The following is an 18068-nucleotide window of genomic DNA, read 5'->3' as shown; positions in this document are numbered from 1 at the left end:
TTACCGGGCGAGGATTTTGTCGAACAGCGCCGCCGTTTTCGCAATGGGGAAGGTGGCCTCCGCATACGCCCGCGCGTTGCCGGCGAGTTCCGAGCGCAGCGGCTCCGAGTCATGCAGCTTTGCGGCGGCATCGAGGAAACCTTCAAGATCACCCGGTGCGACGATGAGTCCCGCCTTGTTCTCGCCGGTGATGCGGGCCGCCAGGTTTTTCAACGGCATGGCTAACAGAAGGGGGCGCGCGGCGCAGAGGTAGCTCAGTGTTTTCGATGGAACGGAAAAAATCCCGGCTTCCTCCTCGAGGATGCCGACCAGCACGTCACCGGTGGCGAGCACGGCGGGGAGTTCCTGAAACGGCTGATAGGGAAGGATCAGCAGATTGGATAGATTGGCCGCCGCGGCTTCCTTTTTCAGCCAATCCGCGCCGATGCCTTCGGAGACGATCACCACTCGGACTTCCGGGTTCTGCGAGTGCCTGCGGGCGAGTTCCAGCAACATCGCCGGATTGTGCTTCATGCCGATGGTGCCGGAGTAAAGATAGACGAATTTGTCATGCAGCGCGTGCCGGCGTGACCAGGCGTTGTCCTTCGGCATCACCGGGATTTCCTCGATCAACGCCCAGTTAGGGACGACGGCGACATTGGCCGGATCGACGCCGAACTCGCTGGATAGAATCGGAGTGAAGTCCTCGGTGATCGCGATGATTTTAGAACTCCGCTGGAACTGCCGGCGGTCGAGACGACGATACCAAGAGCCGACCCAGCCACCGGCCACCGGGATTTTCCGGCGCAGGATCTGGTCCACCGCGAGGCTGTAGAAATCCTGGACCCAGTAGTAAAACCGCCCGCCGTCAGCGATCGCGGCACGGGTGATCGGCTCCTGTGTTTCGGTGGGAGTGTTGCCGGAAAGCACGGCATCAGGCTTCCAAGAAGTGATGAATTTAGCCACCTCTTTTCCGTAACGGACCTCCATGTTGCGGCGGCGGCGGAATGAATATTTATACCGCGGGTAGTTGGGATCCATCTGGATTTCCCGGAAGGCAAGGGTAGGGGAGTCGCCGGATTTACGCGCCAAATCCCCGCGCGGAGTCTGCAACGAACTCGCATAAGCATGCACCACATCATGCCCCCGCGCGGCCAGCGCACGGCTCAGCGAAATTGGAAACGCATGTCCGGCGTAATCGTGAACGACGATTCTCATGAAGGGGGAATAAGGGTGCGGGGCAAAAGATCGACCCGGGGCGAGGCCTTGATCCTAAGGAAGTGCCATGAATAGTCAACGGCACGGGTTCACGCGAAGACGTAGGTTGTGCGGAAATTCCTGATGGAAGAAGGGTGTGGCAGGTGTGCTTGTACAGCAGGAGGGCTTGCGCAAAGTGCTCGAATCCCTGCGCAACTTAGAGTCCTGTAGTCGGTTTACCCCACTCGTTGCCGGGGATCTCCCTGGATCATTCATCATGAAAACAAATCTTGTCCTGATCGGAATGGTGGCGCTGGCGCTGGGAGCCTGCGACAAAAAGGAGGAAGTCAGCGAAACCGGCACCCTGCCGAAAAAGAAAGCTTTTGGCTCCGAAGTGCGACCCACCTCGTTCAAGCCGCTCGCCTCCAAGCCGGGCCCCGTTGCTGAAGCCGGGATCGCACAAATTCCAGCCACCGGCCCCGGGACCGCATCAGAGCCTTCACCGGCAACCGCGGTGGCACCTGCCAAGGTTTTGTCCGCAACCGAGATCGCCACGGAACAACTGCGGCAGGAGCGTCTGGCGCGGATGGCAAAGGCCCGCGAGGAACGCATCGTTCAGGCGACCGCGCAACTCACCACGCGGTTCAAGGAGCAGGACGTCAATGGCGACGGATTTCTGGCCAAGGACGAGGTGGACGGCCGGATGCAACGGCGCTTCGCCGACGCCGATAAAAACAGCGACGGCTTTCTGGATGCCACCGAACAGGAAACGATGATCCAGGCTGCTTCCCAACGGATGGGTGAAGGGGGCGGGCAGCGTCGCGGTGGTCAGGGTGGCGGCTTGGCGGGTCAAGGGCGCGGCAATCGCAATCCGTGATCAAGCGAGACCGGAGACGAGGCTGCGCTTGGACAGATCTCATGGTTTGGCCCTACCGCTGAATTCCAGCGAAGGTGAAAGAGTGTTCGTCCTCGCTCGCGCTGGACGAACACAAGATGCGGAATAAATTTCGCGGTCCAATTTCAGGCGTAGCTGCGGATGGAGACGTGGACGTCTTCGTAAACCAGCGGTTCCTTGTGCAGGGTGGGGGCGTGGTCGTTGCCGTTGTATTGCCAGGCGGAGACGTGGGAGAAATGTTCGTCGTGGCGCTTGGCCTCGCCGGCCTGGGTGCTGCCGGCGATGACTTCCGGGTCGGTATCGAAGAACTGGTGCTCGACGCGGAAATGGCCGCCGCAGGATTCCTCGCGGTCGCGGGCGTCGTAGCACATGAGTTCGCCGAATTCGAGGAAGTCGGCGACGCGGCCGGCCTTTTCCAACTCGGAATTGACGTTGGCGCCGGAGCCGGGGATACGGACGTTCTGCCAGAATTCCTCGCGGATCTGCGGGATTTTTTGGATCGCAGCGGTGAGGCCCTCACGGGAGCGGGCCATGCCGCAATCGTTCCACATGGTGAGGCCGAGCTCGCGATGGAACGAATCGACGGTGCGCTTGCCGTTGATGTTGTGAAGTTTGTTCGTGCGCTCCTTGGTCTCGGTTTCGGTCTGTTTGAACTCGGGCATCGAGGTGCTGATCGAGCCGGGTTTCTGCGTGACGAGGTAGTTGGCGATGGTGGTCGGGATGACGAAATAGCCGTCTGCCAAGCCCTGCATCAGCGCCGAGGCTCCGAGGCGGTTCGCCCCGTGGTCGGAGAAATTCGCCTCACCTAACACGTGGAGGCCGGGGATGTTCGACATCAGGTTGTAGTCCACCCAGAGGCCGCCCATGGTGTAGTGAACAGCGGGATAGATCATCATCGGGCCCTTGTAAGGATCCTCGCCGGCGATCTTGTCATACATCTGGAACAGGTTGCCGTAGCGCGAGCGGATGGTGTCCTCGCCGAGGCGCTTGGTGGCATCGCGGAAATCCAGATAGACGCCGAGTCCGGTCGGAGCCACACCGCGGCCGTCGTCGCAGGCTTCCTTGGCGGCGCGTGACGAAATGTCGCGCGGGGCGAGGTTGCCGAAGGACGGGTATTTGCGTTCGAGGAAATAGTCGCGATCGTCTTCGGCGACGTCGCCAGCGGTGATTTTTTTCTCACGCAGTTTGGCGGCGACTTCCTGACTTTTCGGCGCCCAGATGCGGCCGTCGTTGCGGAGTGATTCGGACATCAAGGTGAGCTTGGACTGATAGTCGCCGCTGACGGGAATGCAGGTCGGGTGGATCTGGGTGTAACAAGGGTTGGCGAAAAGCGCGCCACGGCGGGCGGCTCGCCAGGCGGCGGTGACGTTACAGCCCATCGCATTGGTGGAGAGGAAGAAGACGTTGCCATAACCTCCGGTGGCGAGGATCACCGCATCCGCGGCGTGTGAGGAGATTTCGCCGGTGACGAGATCTCTAACGACGATGCCCTTGGCGTGGCCGTTGACGAGGACGACATCCAGCATCTCGGTGCGCGGATACATTTTCACGCCGCCCTTGTGGATTTCCTTTTCGAGCGCCTGATAGCAACCAATGAGAAGCTGTTGCCCGGTTTGGCCGCGGGCGTAGAAGGTGCGGGAAACCTGCGAGCCGCCGAACGAGCGGTTGTCGAGCAGGCCGCCATATTCGCGGGCGAAGGGAACGCCTTGGGCGACGCATTGGTCGATGATGTTTCCCGAGACTTCAGCGAGTCGATAGACATTTCCTTCACGCGCGCGGAAGTCGCCGCCCTTGATGGTGTCGTAAAACAGGCGGCGGACGGAATCGCCGTCGTTCTGATAGTTCTTGGAAGCGTTGATGCCACCCTGTGCGGCGATCGAGTGGGCGCGGCGCGGGCTGTCCTGATAGCAGAAGCATTTCACCTGATAGCCCATCTCGGCGAGCGATGCAGCGGCGGCGCCACCGGCGAGTCCGGAGCCGACGATGATGACGGTGAATTTCCGCTTGTTCGCCGGGTTGATGAGCTTGGAGTCCATCTTGTGCTTGGACCACTTTTGTTCAAGGGGGCCGGACGGGATCTTGCTGTCGAGGACGATGGACATGGCGGATGGAGTTTTGAAAATGAGGAGAGGGACGGAAGCTTAACGGCCGAATTTGAAAACGTAGATGGCGACCGGGATGGAGACGAAACCGAGCCAGATCACGGCGGAATATGCCTTGGAAAATAGATCGATGGCGGAGGCCGATTTCTTGGAGCGGAGGCCGAGGGTTTGGAAAATGGCACCGACACCGTGACTGAGGTGCGAGCAGAGCAGGGTCATCGAGATGATGTAGAAAAGGACGACGTACCAGACGGAGAAACCATCGATCACCATTTTCCATGCGTTCTGGCGGAACTTGCCGGTGGCCGCCATGTGGGCGAGGTCGGTATAGAATTGGGGGTTGTTATATTCGTTGCCGACACGGACGGTGAAATGCAGCAGGTGATAGATGACGAAGGCGAGGATGGTCAGGCCGGACCAGATCATGATGCGCGAGGATTTCGAGGCCTGGATGGTGGCCTGATATTCATACTGTTTCCGCGCGGCTTTGTTTTGGCAGGTGATAGCGATGGTAGCCGCGACATGGAGGGTGATCGCGACCAGCAAGCCGATGCGTGCCACCCAGATCCCGGCTCCATGGAGCAGGTGATGAAGGAATTCCGCGTAGTCGTTGAACGCTTCCGGCCCCACGAAGACCAGAAGGTTGCCGGTCATGTGGCCGCCGAGGAAAAGAACGAGAACGATACCGGTGATGGCGACGATGAGCTTTTTCCCGATGGAGGAGGACCAGTAAGTATCGAGGCAGCGGGTAATGGCATTCATGACTGTTGAAAATGAGCGGGTGGCATCGCAGGCCGCGCGAGGAATAGACAGGGTGCAAATGGTTTTCAAGGGGAGACTGGTTCGGAAGGAGAATCCGATGAGCGATTCATGAAATTTGCGCCTTCTGGAGCCCATTTGCCCGGCTCGGAGGTCATCGTGAAAAGTCTTGGCCTGCGGCATAAAAAGTTGGCCCGCCTCCTGCTATTCTGTCGGAATACAACCCATGGAAATGTTCAAGGGCTACGACCCAGGTAAGTTTTACGACGAGATGTTTTGCGAAGACGGTGCCGTGCGCCCGCACTGCGCACCGCTTCTCCAGAAGTTCGGCAAGTTGGACCAGCGCGATTTCCTCACCCGGAAGGCCAACTCGGAACTCTATTTCCTTCGCCAAGGCATCACGTTCAACGTCTATCACGACAATCAAGGCACCGAGCGGATTTTCCCGTTCGATCCGATTCCCCGGGTGATGCCTGCCAGCGAGTGGGAACACCTCGAAGCCGGCCTCACCCAGCGCATCGTGGCGTTGAATCTTTTCCTTCACGACATTTACCACGATCAGCAGATCCTGAAGGATGAGGTGATCCCGCGCTTCTACATCGAGAACGCGAAGCACTATCGCCCGGAGTTCCGCGGCGTCGATGTGGCGGAAAACATCTACATCCACATTTGCGGCAGCGACCTGATCCGCGGCGCGGACGGAGTCTACTACGTGCTCGAGGACAACGGCCGCTGCCCGTCGGGTGCCTCTTATCTTTTGGAAAACCGCAACGCGCTGAAGCGGGCGTTCCCGGGAATTTTCGAAACGCTGGGCGTGCGTCCGGTCGATTCCTACCCACGGGATCTGCTGAACATGCTGCATCACATTTCTCCCCGTCGCGAGGGAGATCCGGTTTGCGTGCTGCTCACTCCGGGCTGCCATAACAGCGCTTATTTCGAGCATTGCTACCTCGCTCGGGAAATGGGCATCGACATTGTCGAGGGCAAGGACCTCGTCGTGGTGGATAAATTCGTTTACATGCGCACCACCCGCGGGTTGGTGCGTGTGGATGTGATCTATCGCCGCATCGACGATGATTTCATCGATCCCGTGGTCTTCCGGAAAGATTCGGTGCTCGGCGTCCCCGGCCTGATGAACGCTTACCGCCACGGCAATGTCTCGCTGGCAAATGCGGTGGGAACCGGCGTCGCGGACGACAAGGTGATCTACTATTTCGTGCCAAAAATGATCGAGTATTACCTCGGTCAGGAGCCCATTTTGCCCAACGTCCCCACGTTTCTGGCCTCCGAGGAAGCCGATATGAAACACATCCTCGGCCACCTTCCCGAGATGGTCGTCAAGGCCGCCAACGAATCCGGCGGCTACGGCATGCTCATGGGCCCGACCGCCACCAAGGATGAAATCGCTGCTTTCCGCGAGCGCATCATTGCCGACCCCCGCAACTACATCGCTCAGCCGGTCATCTCGCTTTCCCGCTCGCCGACGTGGTGCGACGGGGCGATGGAAGGCCGCCACATCGATTTGAGGCCCTACATCATTTACGGAAGTGATGTGAAAATCGTGCCCGGTGGACTCACCCGCGTGGCTCTCACCAAGGATTCCCTTGTAGTAAACTCTTCCCAAGGCGGCGGGAGCAAGGATACTTGGGTGCTTCGCCATTAAATCATCATGCTTTCCCGAGTTGCAAATACCCTATACTGGATGGTCCGCTATGTGGAGCGGGCCGATAACCTCGCCCGCTTGATCGACGTCAACCAGCAGTTGCTGTTGGATTTCGAAAGCCTCGACAGCGAGCGCCTGCGTGGTTTCTGGCAGCCGATCATTCTCAGCACCGGTGACGAAGAGGCTTTCAACAAGCTCTACGACGAAACCGGCAGCCATGAGGTGATCCGTTTCCTGACCGACGACCCGCGCAATCCTAACAGCATCTCCTCGTGCATCGCGCTTGCCCGTGAGAACGCCCGGACCGTGCGTGACCAGTTGTCCGACGAATTGTGGGAGGAACTCAACGCGCTCTATCTGTTTTCCCGTTCCGACGAGGCGAAAAAGCTGATCGCTTCAGACCCGTCGCGATTCTATGAGAATGTCCGCCGGTCCGCGGTGACCTTCCTCGGCATCGCTGCGTCCACCATCTCGCGCAACGAAGCTTGGGAGTTCATGGATCTCGGGCGACATCTCGAACGCGCCGACAAGACAACCCGTTTCCTCGATGTTTCAAGTTACCTCCCCGCGACTGAGGAGGGGACAGAGTCTGTCTCCGCCGGAGTTCTCCACTGGACCGCCATTCTTCGTTCCTGCGGTGCGATGGGTGCCTACCGCGCGATGCAGCGCGAAATCAACGCCCGGGGCGTTGCTGACTTCCTGATCTTTTCAAAGGATTTCCCGCGTTCGGTGCGCTATTGCATCGAGCGGGTGGACATCAGCCTGCACCGGATTTCCGGCACCCCGCGAGGTGCGTTTTCCAACGAAGCGGAACGCGAGGCGGGCCGGCTTCTGGCGGAACTGAATTTCGGTTCGGCCGAAAGTATTTTCGAGTCCGGCTTTCACGAATACCTCGATGCGCTTCAAGGTCGCCTGAACCACATCGGTGGTGAGATTTTCGAAACTTACGTCCTCATGCCCGAGCGAGTTCAAACCAGTCCTTTACCCAAGGTGGCGACATTCTCCGACGTGGCTGCATGGCATATGGAACAACAACAACAGTGAACGGATCCAATGAACCGAGTCCGGCATCACTTGGCATGAAGCTTTCGGTCTGTCACCGGACCACCTTCAACTACGCCTCGCCCGTCACCCAGAGCATCAATACGCTGCATCTGGAACCGCGGACATTTCCCTATCAGAAAACCATCAGCGCGTTGGTGCGCGTGATTCCCCCGACCCGGGTGCGGAAATTCACCGATCTTTTTCAGAACATCACGCATCATTTCGAACTGCCTGCGGCGCACATCCGCCTGGAAATCGAAAGCCGGATCAAGGTGCACAACCTGCCGCTGGATATTTCCCAAGCCAGCCGAGAGGCGACATTGGCCGGCTACGATGATCCGTCGATCCGCGAGTTGACGTGGCCCTACCTTCAGGAAAGCCACTGGGTTTCCCGGCATCCGGAGGTCTGGCGCCAGGCGCTCGACATCACGCGTTCGTTGCCATCCGTCTATGATCAGGCAAGCGCGTTGATGGCGTGGATTCATCAGGAATTCCGCTACGAGACCGGTGTTACCACGGCCAACACCCATCTTGAGGAAGCATTCGCGATGAAATGCGGCGTTTGCCAGGATTTCACCCACGTGATGTTAGGCTTGTGCCGTGCGGTCGGCATTCCGGCGCGCTATGCCTCGGGTTACCTCTATAACGGTCCGCGTGACACGCTCGTCGGAGCTCAGGCATCCCACGCGTGGTCGGAAGTCTATCTTCCCGGTGCCGGCTGGATCGGCTTCGATCCGACTAACAACACCCTCGCCGACGAGCGCTATATCAAGATTTCCGTCGGTCGTGACTATGACGACGTGGCTCCAGTTAGGGGCAGCTACAATGGAACCGGCCACTGCCGGATGGAAGTCCAGGTTGACGTCGAGAAGCTCTGATTTTCGCTCGGAATGAGCGGGCGGAGTGGGGAATTCCGGGATTTGGAGGCGGGCTTCCCCAGGAAGCTGATTCGTCGCGTAGTTCCGGGATCCGTATCGTTTCAAACTCTCTCGTTCACCCGCCGAAGTGGCGTGCCACGAGCCGCGCAATTTTTGCGGAGGATTCGGCAAGGGATGGGATCTCAGCAAAAGCGGGCGAGCTAGGGTAGAGATGCAATGAAAACGATTTATCCAGACGCAGCCCGTCATGGGCCGGATTTGAAATCGCTGGCACGGCGCTCTGGCTCTCGGATTGCCTCGTCACGACTTTGTTCGGAATGGAACCACGGAGGAGGGGATGAAGACCTGAGGCTCCGAGAAGCGGTTTGGATCGCTTGGGAGAATGAAGGCGACTGCGAGACGCGTTTCAATTCCTCGGGGCAGGATAATGACTTGAAAATTCGTTCTTTCAACCTTTCGGAATCAAGGCAATATTCCAAGGCTCCATAAGGAGGATTTTCACGGACTTCCGTGGTCATCTATAACCCGAAACTCATTATGAAAACCATATCGGCAATCGTCGAAAGGCGGGCGGACAGGGGGAGTTCCGGAATTGGAATTTTACCTGTGACCCTCTTGATTTCGCTTTTTCTCAACTTGATGGTGTCAGCGTTCTCCGGCGTGTCCAACGGCAGCTTTGAATCCGGCTACGCGGGCTGGAGCACTGCTGGAAATCAATCGATCGCAAGTGTGGCCCCCTATGCGCCAAGCGATGGAACCAAGCTGGTCGCATTCAACAATGGCAACAAGTCGCCGAACGGTGTTTTGTCGCAGACTTTCGCAACCGATCCGGGACAGACTTACACGCTGTTGTTTGACGTCGGCATACTGGCCTATAACGATAGCGAACAACGTTTGCGGGTGGAGCTATCCGGCAGTTCCACGATTTCTTCGCGGGAGTTCGTGATCTCAAGACTTGGCGTCGCTCCAAATCGATGGCTCGCGAAATCTTTGAGTTTCACCGCGGACAGTCCTGCGACGAAACTCACATTTAAGGATGTGTCGTCCACATCGGCCAACCTGGATCTGCTGCTGGACCACGTCCGGATCGAGCTGCCTGTCGCGAGAAATTTGGCGGTGGCGAGTTCTGGAGTGGAGTCGGTTCCTGTAACGGTGGCGGCTCCTGATGGAAGTGGATTGGTCCATGGCGTTACCGCCTTCAGCCTCACCTACGATCAAGGCCGAACCATTGTTCTAACGGCACCCGCGAGTGTGACCACCCATATTCCCTATAAAGGTTATGCGGTTACCAACAGATTCGTTAAATGGCTCAGAAATGGGGTGGATCACGACAGCAACCGGATTTCCCAAGTCATGATGGACGGAGATCAATCCATGAACGCAGTCTTCGAGCCTGGCCCGCCGATCATTACCGAGCAACCGGCCGGAGCGACAGTTGTTGAGGGGAGCAGTTTAATCCTCCACGTCGCGGTGTTTTCTCCCGATACCGGCTATCGGTGGCGGTTCAATGGAGTGGAGATTCCGGGAGCATACTCGGCAAATTACACCATCAGCAACGTGCGGTTGAGTCAGGGTGGAACCTACGACGTGCTGATCGGTGACCTCGGAGGATCAGTTGTTAGCGCTCCGGCGGTTTTGACCGTTCGTGCGAGTTCCTTCGAAAATGCCGGATTCGAATCCAATTTCGACGGATGGACGGCGAGTGGAAATGTGAGAGTCCAGACAGCTGCTCCCAATCAGGCTCCGGAGGGAATCAGGATTGTCGCGTTCAACGCCGGAAACTCCGCGCCGAACGGTGTTTTGTCGCAGACGGTCGCCACGGCTCCCGGAGTGCGTTATCTCTTGTCGTTTGACATGGGAGTGCTCGCTTACAACACCAACGAACAACGCCTGCAGATAGATCTAACGGGAGGCGACTTGTTGGCATCCCGTGTTTTCACGCTCAACGGGATCGGCGGAGGAGCCATTCGCTGGCAATCGCAACGCCTCTCCTTTGTCGCGGACAGCACGGCGACAGTCGTAACCTTCCGGGACAAATCCACCACGAGCAACTCCATCGACCTGTTGTTGGATAACGTCAGGCTTGCGGTGACCACTTCCGGTTTTTCCCTGATCCCTGCCGGAACCTTCGAAATGGGGAGCAACCCCGGTGAAACCGCCCATCAGCCCAACGAAGTCGCGCATTTGGTTACGATCAGCAATTCCTTCTATTTTCATTCGACCGAGATCACTTGGACTGAATGGAAAATTATGCGGCGAGTTACGGATACAACGATATCGGCGTGGGGCAAAACGGCTATCTTGGCGACACGACCGGCACCAATCCCGTTACGATGGTTACCTGGTGGGATGTGATCAAATGGTGCAATCTCAGAAGTGAAATCGAAGGGCGTAAGCCCGTTTATTACACCGACGGTGGATTCGGTACGGCGAACATTCTCCGAACGGGCGAGCCATTTCCCTATGCTGACTGGAGTGCAGAGGGATATCGTCTTCCGACCGAAGCGGAATGGGAATACGCCTGCCGCGCCGGAACGACCACGGCGTTCTATACCGGACCTTGCACGAATCCGAGCGGGGTCGATCCGAATCTGGAACTGGCGGGCTGGTATGACAAGAACAGCGGTGTGAAGACCCATCCGGTCGGACAAAAAATACCGAACTCGTGGAACCTATGGGACACCCACGGTAATGTGATGGAGTGGTGTTGGGACTTCTACGACAATTACCCGGTCACATGGCAGACGGATCCACGGGGGCCGGTTTCAAGTCCCTACGGCCGTATCTATCGGGGAGGGGACTGGGCGTTTCCCGCCTACTTCAGCCGTTCAGCCATGCGCCTCGGCCAGTTTCCTAACAATAGCTATTCAAATGTCGGATTCCGTCCGGCGTTGAACGCGGCTCCCGCGGGTTTCTCGCTGGTTCCGACAGGAAGTTTCCGGAGGGGCGACACCTTCAACGACAGCGGATTGGCGTTAGAATTTCCCGTGCACGATGTCCGCCTCAACGCGTTTTACATGGCGCAGCATGAAGTAACCAAGGTGCTGTGGGATGAAGTGCGGGCTTGGGGTGCCAGCCATGGCTACACCGATTTACCGGCGGGGGCGGGAAAAGGCCCGGATCATCCGGTGCAGTCGATCAACTGGTATGCCATGGTGAAGTGGTGCAACGCCCGCAGCGAAAAAGACGGACTGACGCCATGTTATTCGGCTTCCGGTTTGCTTTATCGAACCGGCTCTATCAACCCGGTAGGCGACTGGACCGCCAACGGCTATCGGCTGCCCACCGAGGCAGAGTGGGAAAAAGCCGCTCGTGGCGGATTGGATGGTGTCAGGTTCCCCTTGGGAGATCTCATCAATCTCACTTCGGCGAACTATTTCGGCAGCAACTATAGTTATGAGGTGGCGCCGAATTCGGGCTATAATCCCATCTACACGGTAGGTGGAGAGCCCTACACCGCTCCTGTGGGAAGTTTTCCCGTCAACGGATACGGACTAACCGAAATGTCCGGGAACGTCGCCGAGTGGTGCTGGGATTGGTATTCCGAGAGCTACTACTCGTCGTCTCCCGATACCGACCCGCGCGGTCCCGCATCCGGAACGGATCGCGTGGTCCGCGGAGGCAGTTGGGCAAGTCTCTCATATTACTGCCGCAACTCTAACCGGAACATTCTATTCCCGGACTACTCGATCGGTACCGGTCTTGGTTTCCGCCTCGCAAGACGGGCGGTTCCCTGAAGTTGAAAAATACTCAGAACGGCTTGGCGACTCCGAGCCATGCAGCGGTGGCTCCGGCGGCGATGCAAAGAGCGAGAACGACCGGACCGGGAAGCACTTTCCGTTTCGAAAGAGCGGGAGCCGCGCCGATGAACAGCCACAGTCCGAGTTTCACCATCCACCAGTATTGCCCCATCGGCGGTTTCTGAAGCATCGCAAAGCCGACGCCGAGGATCAGGAGTAGCGAAACGCCGTGAAGAATGGCGGCCCCTTTTTTCGATGAGCTTCCGAGCGTGATGGCTCCGAGCGAGGCGAAGAGCGCGAAGACTCCGGCGAGATGCAGTGTGACAAGTTTGGGATCGTGGATCATGGGAAAGCGAAGTGCCGGAGTGTCTCCTCATCGAGGGGGGAATCAAGGACGTTCCGACCGTTTGCAATCCGAACGGGCCGTGCAACGGTAGTCGGATGAAACGGCGCATCGCTTGGATTCTGGCTTTTTTGTCCGCCTTGTACCTTCTCACCATCGGGATCCTCCCAGACCCGATCCCGTTGATCGACGAGGCGACGGCCTTGCTGATTTTTGTGAAATCCATGGCCTTTCTCGGCTACGATGTCCGGCGCTGGGTGCCGTTTCTCGGCAAGGGCAGGGGTGTGAAATCGCCGCAAGGAAGTCGGACCGTGGATGTCTGAAAGATGAATTAACGCTGGAAGATCAGGCTTTCGGGGGCCGTAATGCGGTAAATTTATGGCTGACCCTGAAATCACCGCTCCCCGCCGCAAAAAGCCTTGGGCTCTTTCGTTCTTTGGTTTGCTTGCCGCTGGAGGCCTGATCGCCATGCCGTTTCTCGCCGGTCCCCCCGATGGCGGAAAAATGCCGGACATCGTTCGTTTCATCGGCCATTTCCACCCCGTATTGCTGCATTTGCCGATCGGGGTTTTCATCCTGATCGTGCTTCAGGAAATGGGGGCAATTTTCGGCAAACGCCATCACGAACAAGTGGCGAATACGGCGTTGTTCCCGTTGTTTTTTGGTGCCGCCAGCGCCTTCGTTGCCGTGATCGCCGGTTTCCTCCTGTTCCAAGGTGGCGAGGAATACGCTGGAAACGCCCTCGCCGAGCGTCACCTCTGGGGTGGACTCATCTTCGCGGTGGCTGCGATGGTCACCTTCATTTTGAAAGCATGGACGGTGGCGCTCTCTGCTAATCCGGCATTCTATCGACTTTTTCTTTTTGCCAGCGTCAGCGTGATGGGATTTGCCAGTCATGACGGCGCTTCAATCACCCACGGCGAGGACTACCTGACCCAATACGCTCCGGATCCGGTGCGGACTCTGATTGGTTTGCCAAAGAGGGGATCATCGGCAACTGCCGGTGGTGGTCAGGTCGCTTCGGCCAAGAAATTCGACGATCGGTTGGTGTTTGCCGATGTGGTGGCACCGATCCTTGAGCGCCGTTGCATCCAGTGTCACAAGGAAAGCAAGGCCAAGGGGAAATTCCGGATGGATACCTATGAGCTGCTGGTCAAGGGCGGCAAGGAAGGTTCCGGCATCGAGCCCGGCAAATCCGCGGAAAGCAACATCCTCGTTCGCATGGCCTTGCCTGCTGACGACGAGGAACACATGCCCCCCGAGGGAAAACCGAAAATCGAGGATACCGAAGTCGCGATCATCAAATGGTGGATCGACAATGGCGCGGATCCTAAAAAGACGCTCAAGGATTTCGAAGTGCCCGAGCCGTTGAAAGAGGCGATCAGTAAAGTCGTTCCGGCTGCTGCATCGGAATCATCGGAGACAGCTGAAACCTCCTCGCCACATGGTACTCCTGCTGGTCCTGACGAAGCGCTTAAGTCGTCGGTGGCCGGTATTTCCAAGGATTTTCCCGGAGCGCTGAGTTTCGAGTCCCAGACATCCGCCTTACTGACCTTCACCGCTGTTTCACTTCGTGGAAATCTCGACGACACAGGCTTCAAGAAACTGGCTCCCGTCACCGCCCAGTTGGTGACCGTCGATCTATCAGCCACGAAAATCACCGATCAGGCGGTGGCCCAGCTTTCGCCCGCCAGGAACCTGCGCCTCATCCGTCTATCGGAAACCGGCATCACCGACGCATCCATCGATACGCTTCTCAAGCTACCCGCGCTGGAATCCATCAACCTTTACGGCACCAAGGTCACCGACGCTGGAGTGAGCAAACTTTCCGGAATGTCCAATCTCAAGCGGCTTTATCTCTGGAAAACCGCGGTGACCCCCGAGGCGGTCAAGGCACTCAAGGAAAAGCTGCCGAAGTGCGAGATCATCACCGGGATCGAGGCGTGAGATCAGGCGGGCTGTTGCTGTGAAATACAGTGCAACGTGCCGCCTTCCTCTACCAGATCAAGACAATCGATGCCGCCCACTTTGCGATCCGGAAAAAGCTCGCCGATCATCCCGAGCGCCCGATTGTCATTTCGTTCCTGCCGGAACGTAGGCACTAACACCCCGCCGTTCACGATCAGGAAATTCACATAGGATGCGGGCAGGACAGGCAGCCGCCAACCCGGAACTTCGCACCCTTCGGGCAACGGAATCTCAAGCACCTCGAATGCCCGGCCGTTGGAGCCGAGGAATGATCTCAGTCGCGAAAGATTGTCTTCGAGGATGCGCTGGTTGGGAGAGTTGGAATTCCGGTCAATGCAGGCGAGAATCGTTTGTGGATCAACGAAGCGGGCGAGGTCGTCGATGTGGCCATCGGTATCATCGCCTTCGATGCCCTGTTTCAGCCAGAGGATCTCTGAAACACCGAGGCCGTCGCGCAGACGCTGTTCGATTTCCTCACGATCAAGACCTGCATTGCGGTTCGGATTCAGAAGAACCGCTTCGGTTGTTAGGAGTTGGCCCCTCCCGTTGATTTCGATGGCTCCTCCTTCCAGGATCATTTCTCCATTGAAAACGCGCTTGCTGAGAGCGGTCGCAATCCGGGCGGGGATGGAATTGTCCAGATCCCACGGCGGAAATTTTCCGCCCCACGCGTTGAACTCCCAATCGGTTACCGCCACCTCTCCCGTGACGCCGTGTTTCACGAAGATCGGTCCGTGGTCGCGGCACCAGACGTCGTTGTGCGGATGATCGAAAAGTTCAACCCGCTCGGGAACGGCTTTCGCCCGGTTGCAGGCGGCCAGGATGGCAGCGTGATCGGCACCCGGCGCGTTGATCCGCACGGGCTCGAATTGCGAAACGGCGGCCGCGATTTCCGCGAATTTCGCCCAGATCAACTCACGCTTGGCTCCACCCCAGTGCCGCGGATCATTCACCGGCCATGAAAGCCAGACCGCCTCCTGTGCTGACCATTCAGGGGGCATCGAGAATCCTGCTGTAGAAGCTGTCATGCACGGACGATGAACGGATTAGGAGCGATTATTCCAGATCTTTCATCCAAGTTCCTCATTTCCATGTAGGGAGATTGTCCGACACGGCGATAAGATTTCACCCCACTCGATAATGGGCATTCGATGGACTGTCATAAGACAGAGATCATGTGACCGTATGTCATGTTCGTTATAAACCCAATTTCGTACCCAACATCCTCACCGCCTCGGCTCCTTCAAATCCTAATTCCCATCGTCTCGGCCGCAATCGCATTTTCGGTTCAACGAGTAAACGCCGCGCTGACGCCGCCATCCAATCTGACTCTTTCGTTGGCGTGGAATGCCGTTCCCGAGGCAAACATCCAAGGTTACCGAGTGTATGTCGGGACCGCGAGCAACCAATACTCACGGCAATACAATACCGGAAACGTGACGACGATTCCAGTGGGCGAGCTCCTGTCAGGACAGACCTACTATTTCGCTGTGAAGGCCATATCAAGCACCGGTATCGAGGGGCAACCGTCCGACGAACTTGTAGTGCCGGTCACTTCGCGGCCACAAGCGCTCAACGATTCTTACTCGATCACCGGAGACACTCGGTTGGCGGTTCCCGCCAATGGTGTTCTTGCCAACGATACAGATCTGGACTCCTCCTCGTTGACCGCGGTTTTGGATTCGGCTCCATCACATGGCTCTCTTTCCCTCGATTCCAACGGTGGCTTTGCCTACACTCCCTATGCCGGCTTCAGCGGCATCGATTCATTTGTTTATCATGCTAACGACGGCGTGTATGACTCAGCAGCGGCGATCGTTGACGTGAGTGTCAAAAAACCGACGTTCCAGTTGCTTTCCAACGGCAGCTTTGAATCGAACTATTCCGGCTGGATCACCACCGGCAACCAATCGATAGAAACGGCTTCACCCTATGTGGCAACTGACGGCGGCAAGCTGGTCGTGTTCAACAGTCGTGATCTGGCGCCCGGCGGAATGATCTCCCAATCCTTCCCTACTGTCGTTGGCGAGACTTACACCCTTAAGTTTGATTCGGGAATCATCGCCTATAATACAAGCATGCAAAGATTGATGGTGAATGTGGTGGGTGGGATCAACCAGTTGTCGCAGACCCTCACCTTCTACGGAACCGGAGCAGGAGCCAATCGTTGGCAGTCCTATACATACACCTTTGTCGCAGACACCACCACCACCACGCTCAGTTTCAGAGACGATTCTCCCGTTTCCGGCTCGATCGACCTGCTATTGGACAACGTCAGTGTGACAGGGCCGAAGAAATCGGATGCGATTCCCATCGTTGCCGAAAGCGCCAACACCCCGTCACTGGCAGGCAGACCTGGTGCCATGACCGTTGGCATGACAGTGGTAAAGACCGGTTCTTATGTGCTGGAGCGCTCGACGGATCTTATCCACTGGGAAGTGCTTGACACCACGGTGGTCACGACACCCGTTCACATCGAACTCATGGATACGCTGCCTGTCAGCGGCAACCAGCCGAAGATGTTCTATCGAATCGGTCGCCAATAAATCCTCACGCTTTGCGGTGACGAAGACGGTCGATGATCACCGCGATGATAATGATCGCTCCGGTGATTACTTCCGTCCAAGGAGTGGGGATGCTGTTGAGGACGCAGCCCGTGCGGATTGTTGTCATCAGCAACGCCCCGATCACCGCTCCCAGCACCGTGCCCTCGCCTCCGGATAAACTGGCGCCACCGATGACGACGGCGGCGATGATGTCCAGTTCCAAGCCGGTCGCCGTGGTGGGATCGCCTTGCGAGGATTTTGCCATATTCATTACCGCAGCCAGTCCGGCGAGCGCGCCGCTGATCATGTAAACGAACAGTTTGACCTTTCCGACATTCACTCCGCAGAGCGTGGCGGTGTTCTCATTGGAGCCGACGGCGAAGATGTGGCGGCCGAAGCGTGTGTAGCGAAGGAGCAATGTGAAAAGAATAACTAACAAAACCATCAGCCACACACCCCACGGAATTCCCGCGCCGCCCATCCAGGGCTTGAACGAGGTTACGTCGAAGGGGAGGTTCACCGGCGTTCCGTTAGTCACCACCTTTCCCAAGCCTCGGAAAACCTGCATCGTGCCGAGAGTGATGATGAAGGGCAGCAGCCGGAGGCCCACTGTCAGTCCGCCGTTGAGCAAGCCGCACAGTCCGCCGAAAGCAATGGTGGTGAGGAAAACGGCGGCGGCGGGGCAACCTTTTGTGACCAGCATCGCCGCGACCACACCGCACAGGGCGATGATCGAGCCGACCGACAAATCGATTCCGCCGGCGATGATGATGAGCGTCATGCCGATGGCTGCGGTCCCGACAATGACGGTTTGCGTGAGCAGGCTGAGCAGGACATCCTTGGTGAACATCGCGGGATTCATCATCCCGAAAATGGCGTAAACCACGAGCAGCGCGATGAACGGGCCGAGGAGAGTGAGGGCGGATTTCAGGCGGATCGAGGACATGTTGGAAA

The 18068-nt window shown here is 57.6% G+C and carries 15 protein-coding genes; 9 read left to right on the top strand and 6 right to left on the bottom strand.

All coding sequences use genetic code 11. The annotated features are described in order from the left end of the window. The gene (locus ABIQ96_RS21625; protein WP_348216722.1) at positions 1-1197 is read right to left on the bottom strand and encodes a glycosyltransferase family 4 protein; all 1197 of its coding nucleotides are present in this window, start codon (positions 1195-1197) and stop codon (positions 1-3) included. 256 nt (positions 1198-1453) lie between these two features. Between ABIQ96_RS21625 and ABIQ96_RS21620 the strand changes: the two genes are divergently transcribed. Beyond that, complete coding sequence (locus tag ABIQ96_RS21620; RefSeq protein WP_348216721.1) at positions 1454-2053, top strand: hypothetical protein; 600 nt, start codon at positions 1454-1456, stop codon at positions 2051-2053. Between the two features lie 143 nt (positions 2054-2196). Here ABIQ96_RS21620 and ABIQ96_RS21615 read toward each other — a convergent pair whose 3' ends face one another. Both ABIQ96_RS21615 and ABIQ96_RS21610 read right to left on the bottom strand, forming a co-directional pair. Then, the gene (locus tag ABIQ96_RS21615) at positions 2197-4167 is read right to left on the bottom strand and encodes a fumarate reductase/succinate dehydrogenase flavoprotein subunit (protein WP_348216822.1); all 1971 of its coding nucleotides are present in this window, start codon (positions 4165-4167) and stop codon (positions 2197-2199) included. A 45-nt stretch (positions 4168-4212) separates the two neighbouring features. Beyond that, positions 4213-4935, bottom strand: a complete 723-nt coding sequence (locus ABIQ96_RS21610) for a succinate dehydrogenase cytochrome b subunit (protein ID WP_348216720.1) — start codon at positions 4933-4935, stop codon at positions 4213-4215. 229 nt (positions 4936-5164) lie between these two features. Here ABIQ96_RS21610 and ABIQ96_RS21605 point away from each other — a divergent pair, with 229 nt between their 5' ends. The 5 genes from ABIQ96_RS21605 to ABIQ96_RS21585 all read left to right on the top strand — a co-directional run bounded on the left by ABIQ96_RS21605 (position 5165) and on the right by ABIQ96_RS21585 (position 12254). Next, a complete protein-coding gene (locus ABIQ96_RS21605) occupies positions 5165-6595 on the top strand; it encodes a circularly permuted type 2 ATP-grasp protein (RefSeq protein ID WP_348216821.1) in 1431 nt (476 codons plus the stop codon). 6 nt (positions 6596-6601) lie between these two features. Next, positions 6602-7639 (top strand): alpha-E domain-containing protein, encoded by a 1038-nt coding sequence (locus ABIQ96_RS21600; RefSeq protein ID WP_348216719.1) that lies wholly within the window; start codon positions 6602-6604, stop codon positions 7637-7639. Positions 7640-7674: 35 nt separating this feature from the next. Beyond that, positions 7675-8517: a transglutaminase family protein gene (locus ABIQ96_RS21595; protein WP_348216718.1), complete on the top strand. Its 843-nt coding sequence runs from the start codon at positions 7675-7677 to the stop codon at positions 8515-8517. 615 nt (positions 8518-9132) lie between these two features. After that, positions 9133-10872: a DUF642 domain-containing protein gene (locus ABIQ96_RS21590; RefSeq protein ID WP_348216717.1), complete on the top strand. Its 1740-nt coding sequence runs from the start codon at positions 9133-9135 to the stop codon at positions 10870-10872. Beyond that, complete coding sequence (locus ABIQ96_RS21585) at positions 10758-12254, top strand: SUMF1/EgtB/PvdO family nonheme iron enzyme (RefSeq protein WP_348216716.1); 1497 nt, start codon at positions 10758-10760, stop codon at positions 12252-12254. Before ABIQ96_RS21590 ends, ABIQ96_RS21585 begins: the two co-directional genes overlap by 115 nt. 13 nt (positions 12255-12267) lie before the next feature. On the opposite strand, the gene ABIQ96_RS21580 is transcribed toward ABIQ96_RS21585, so the two are convergent. Beyond that, complete coding sequence (locus ABIQ96_RS21580; RefSeq protein WP_348216715.1) at positions 12268-12603, bottom strand: hypothetical protein; 336 nt, start codon at positions 12601-12603, stop codon at positions 12268-12270. A 95-nt stretch (positions 12604-12698) separates the two neighbouring features. Between ABIQ96_RS21580 and ABIQ96_RS21575 the strand changes: the two genes are divergently transcribed. Together ABIQ96_RS21575 and ABIQ96_RS21570 are read left to right on the top strand one after the other, a co-directional pair. Then, positions 12699-12923, top strand: a complete 225-nt coding sequence (locus tag ABIQ96_RS21575) for a hypothetical protein (protein ID WP_348216714.1) — start codon at positions 12699-12701, stop codon at positions 12921-12923. Between the two features lie 55 nt (positions 12924-12978). Further along, complete coding sequence (locus ABIQ96_RS21570) at positions 12979-14547, top strand: c-type cytochrome domain-containing protein (RefSeq protein ID WP_348216713.1); 1569 nt, start codon at positions 12979-12981, stop codon at positions 14545-14547. A gap of 2 nt (positions 14548-14549) precedes the next feature. Here ABIQ96_RS21570 and ABIQ96_RS21565 read toward each other — a convergent pair whose 3' ends face one another. Further along, positions 14550-15596: an agmatine deiminase family protein gene (locus ABIQ96_RS21565; protein WP_348216712.1), complete on the bottom strand. Its 1047-nt coding sequence runs from the start codon at positions 15594-15596 to the stop codon at positions 14550-14552. A gap of 162 nt (positions 15597-15758) precedes the next feature. Here ABIQ96_RS21565 and ABIQ96_RS21560 point away from each other — a divergent pair, with 162 nt between their 5' ends. After that, complete coding sequence (locus ABIQ96_RS21560) at positions 15759-17114, top strand: Ig-like domain-containing protein (protein WP_348216711.1); 1356 nt, start codon at positions 15759-15761, stop codon at positions 17112-17114. Positions 17115-17118: 4 nt separating this feature from the next. Here the strand turns inward: ABIQ96_RS21560 and ABIQ96_RS21555 are convergent, their stop codons facing one another. Beyond that, entirely contained in the window at positions 17119-18060 is a 942-nt protein-coding gene (locus ABIQ96_RS21555; RefSeq protein ID WP_348216710.1) for an ABC transporter permease, read from the bottom strand. Between the last annotated feature and the right edge of the window lie 8 nt (positions 18061-18068).

Origin of the sequence: Luteolibacter sp., assembly GCF_039920825.1 — a bacterium.
GTDB lineage: Bacteria > Verrucomicrobiota > Verrucomicrobiia > Verrucomicrobiales > Akkermansiaceae > Luteolibacter.
The sequence above is the reverse complement of the archived record's forward strand: the minus strand, read 5'-3'. Positions and strand labels throughout refer to the sequence as shown.

Excerpts from the sequence above, each read along its gene's own strand:
- ABIQ96_RS21555 (WP_348216710.1), bottom strand. The coding sequence starts at position 18,060 with ATGTCCTCGATCCGCCTGAAATCCGCCCTCACTCTCCTCGGCCCGTTC.
- ABIQ96_RS21585 (WP_348216716.1), top strand. The coding sequence starts at position 10,758 with ATGGAAAATTATGCGGCGAGTTACGGATACAACGATATCGGCGTGGGG.
- ABIQ96_RS21625 (WP_348216722.1), bottom strand. The coding sequence starts at position 1,197 with ATGAGAATCGTCGTTCACGATTACGCCGGACATGCGTTTCCAATTTCG.
- ABIQ96_RS21575 (WP_348216714.1), top strand. The coding sequence starts at position 12,699 with ATGAAACGGCGCATCGCTTGGATTCTGGCTTTTTTGTCCGCCTTGTAC.
- ABIQ96_RS21610 (WP_348216720.1), bottom strand. The coding sequence starts at position 4,935 with ATGAATGCCATTACCCGCTGCCTCGATACTTACTGGTCCTCCTCCATC.
- ABIQ96_RS21570 (WP_348216713.1), top strand. The coding sequence starts at position 12,979 with ATGGCTGACCCTGAAATCACCGCTCCCCGCCGCAAAAAGCCTTGGGCT.
- ABIQ96_RS21605 (WP_348216821.1), top strand. The coding sequence starts at position 5,165 with ATGTTCAAGGGCTACGACCCAGGTAAGTTTTACGACGAGATGTTTTGC.
- ABIQ96_RS21595 (WP_348216718.1), top strand. The coding sequence starts at position 7,675 with ATGAAGCTTTCGGTCTGTCACCGGACCACCTTCAACTACGCCTCGCCC.
- ABIQ96_RS21620 (WP_348216721.1), top strand. The coding sequence starts at position 1,454 with ATGAAAACAAATCTTGTCCTGATCGGAATGGTGGCGCTGGCGCTGGGA.
- ABIQ96_RS21600 (WP_348216719.1), top strand. The coding sequence starts at position 6,602 with ATGCTTTCCCGAGTTGCAAATACCCTATACTGGATGGTCCGCTATGTG.
- ABIQ96_RS21580 (WP_348216715.1), bottom strand. The coding sequence starts at position 12,603 with ATGATCCACGATCCCAAACTTGTCACACTGCATCTCGCCGGAGTCTTC.
- ABIQ96_RS21560 (WP_348216711.1), top strand. The coding sequence starts at position 15,759 with ATGTTCGTTATAAACCCAATTTCGTACCCAACATCCTCACCGCCTCGG.
- ABIQ96_RS21565 (WP_348216712.1), bottom strand. The coding sequence starts at position 15,596 with ATGACAGCTTCTACAGCAGGATTCTCGATGCCCCCTGAATGGTCAGCA.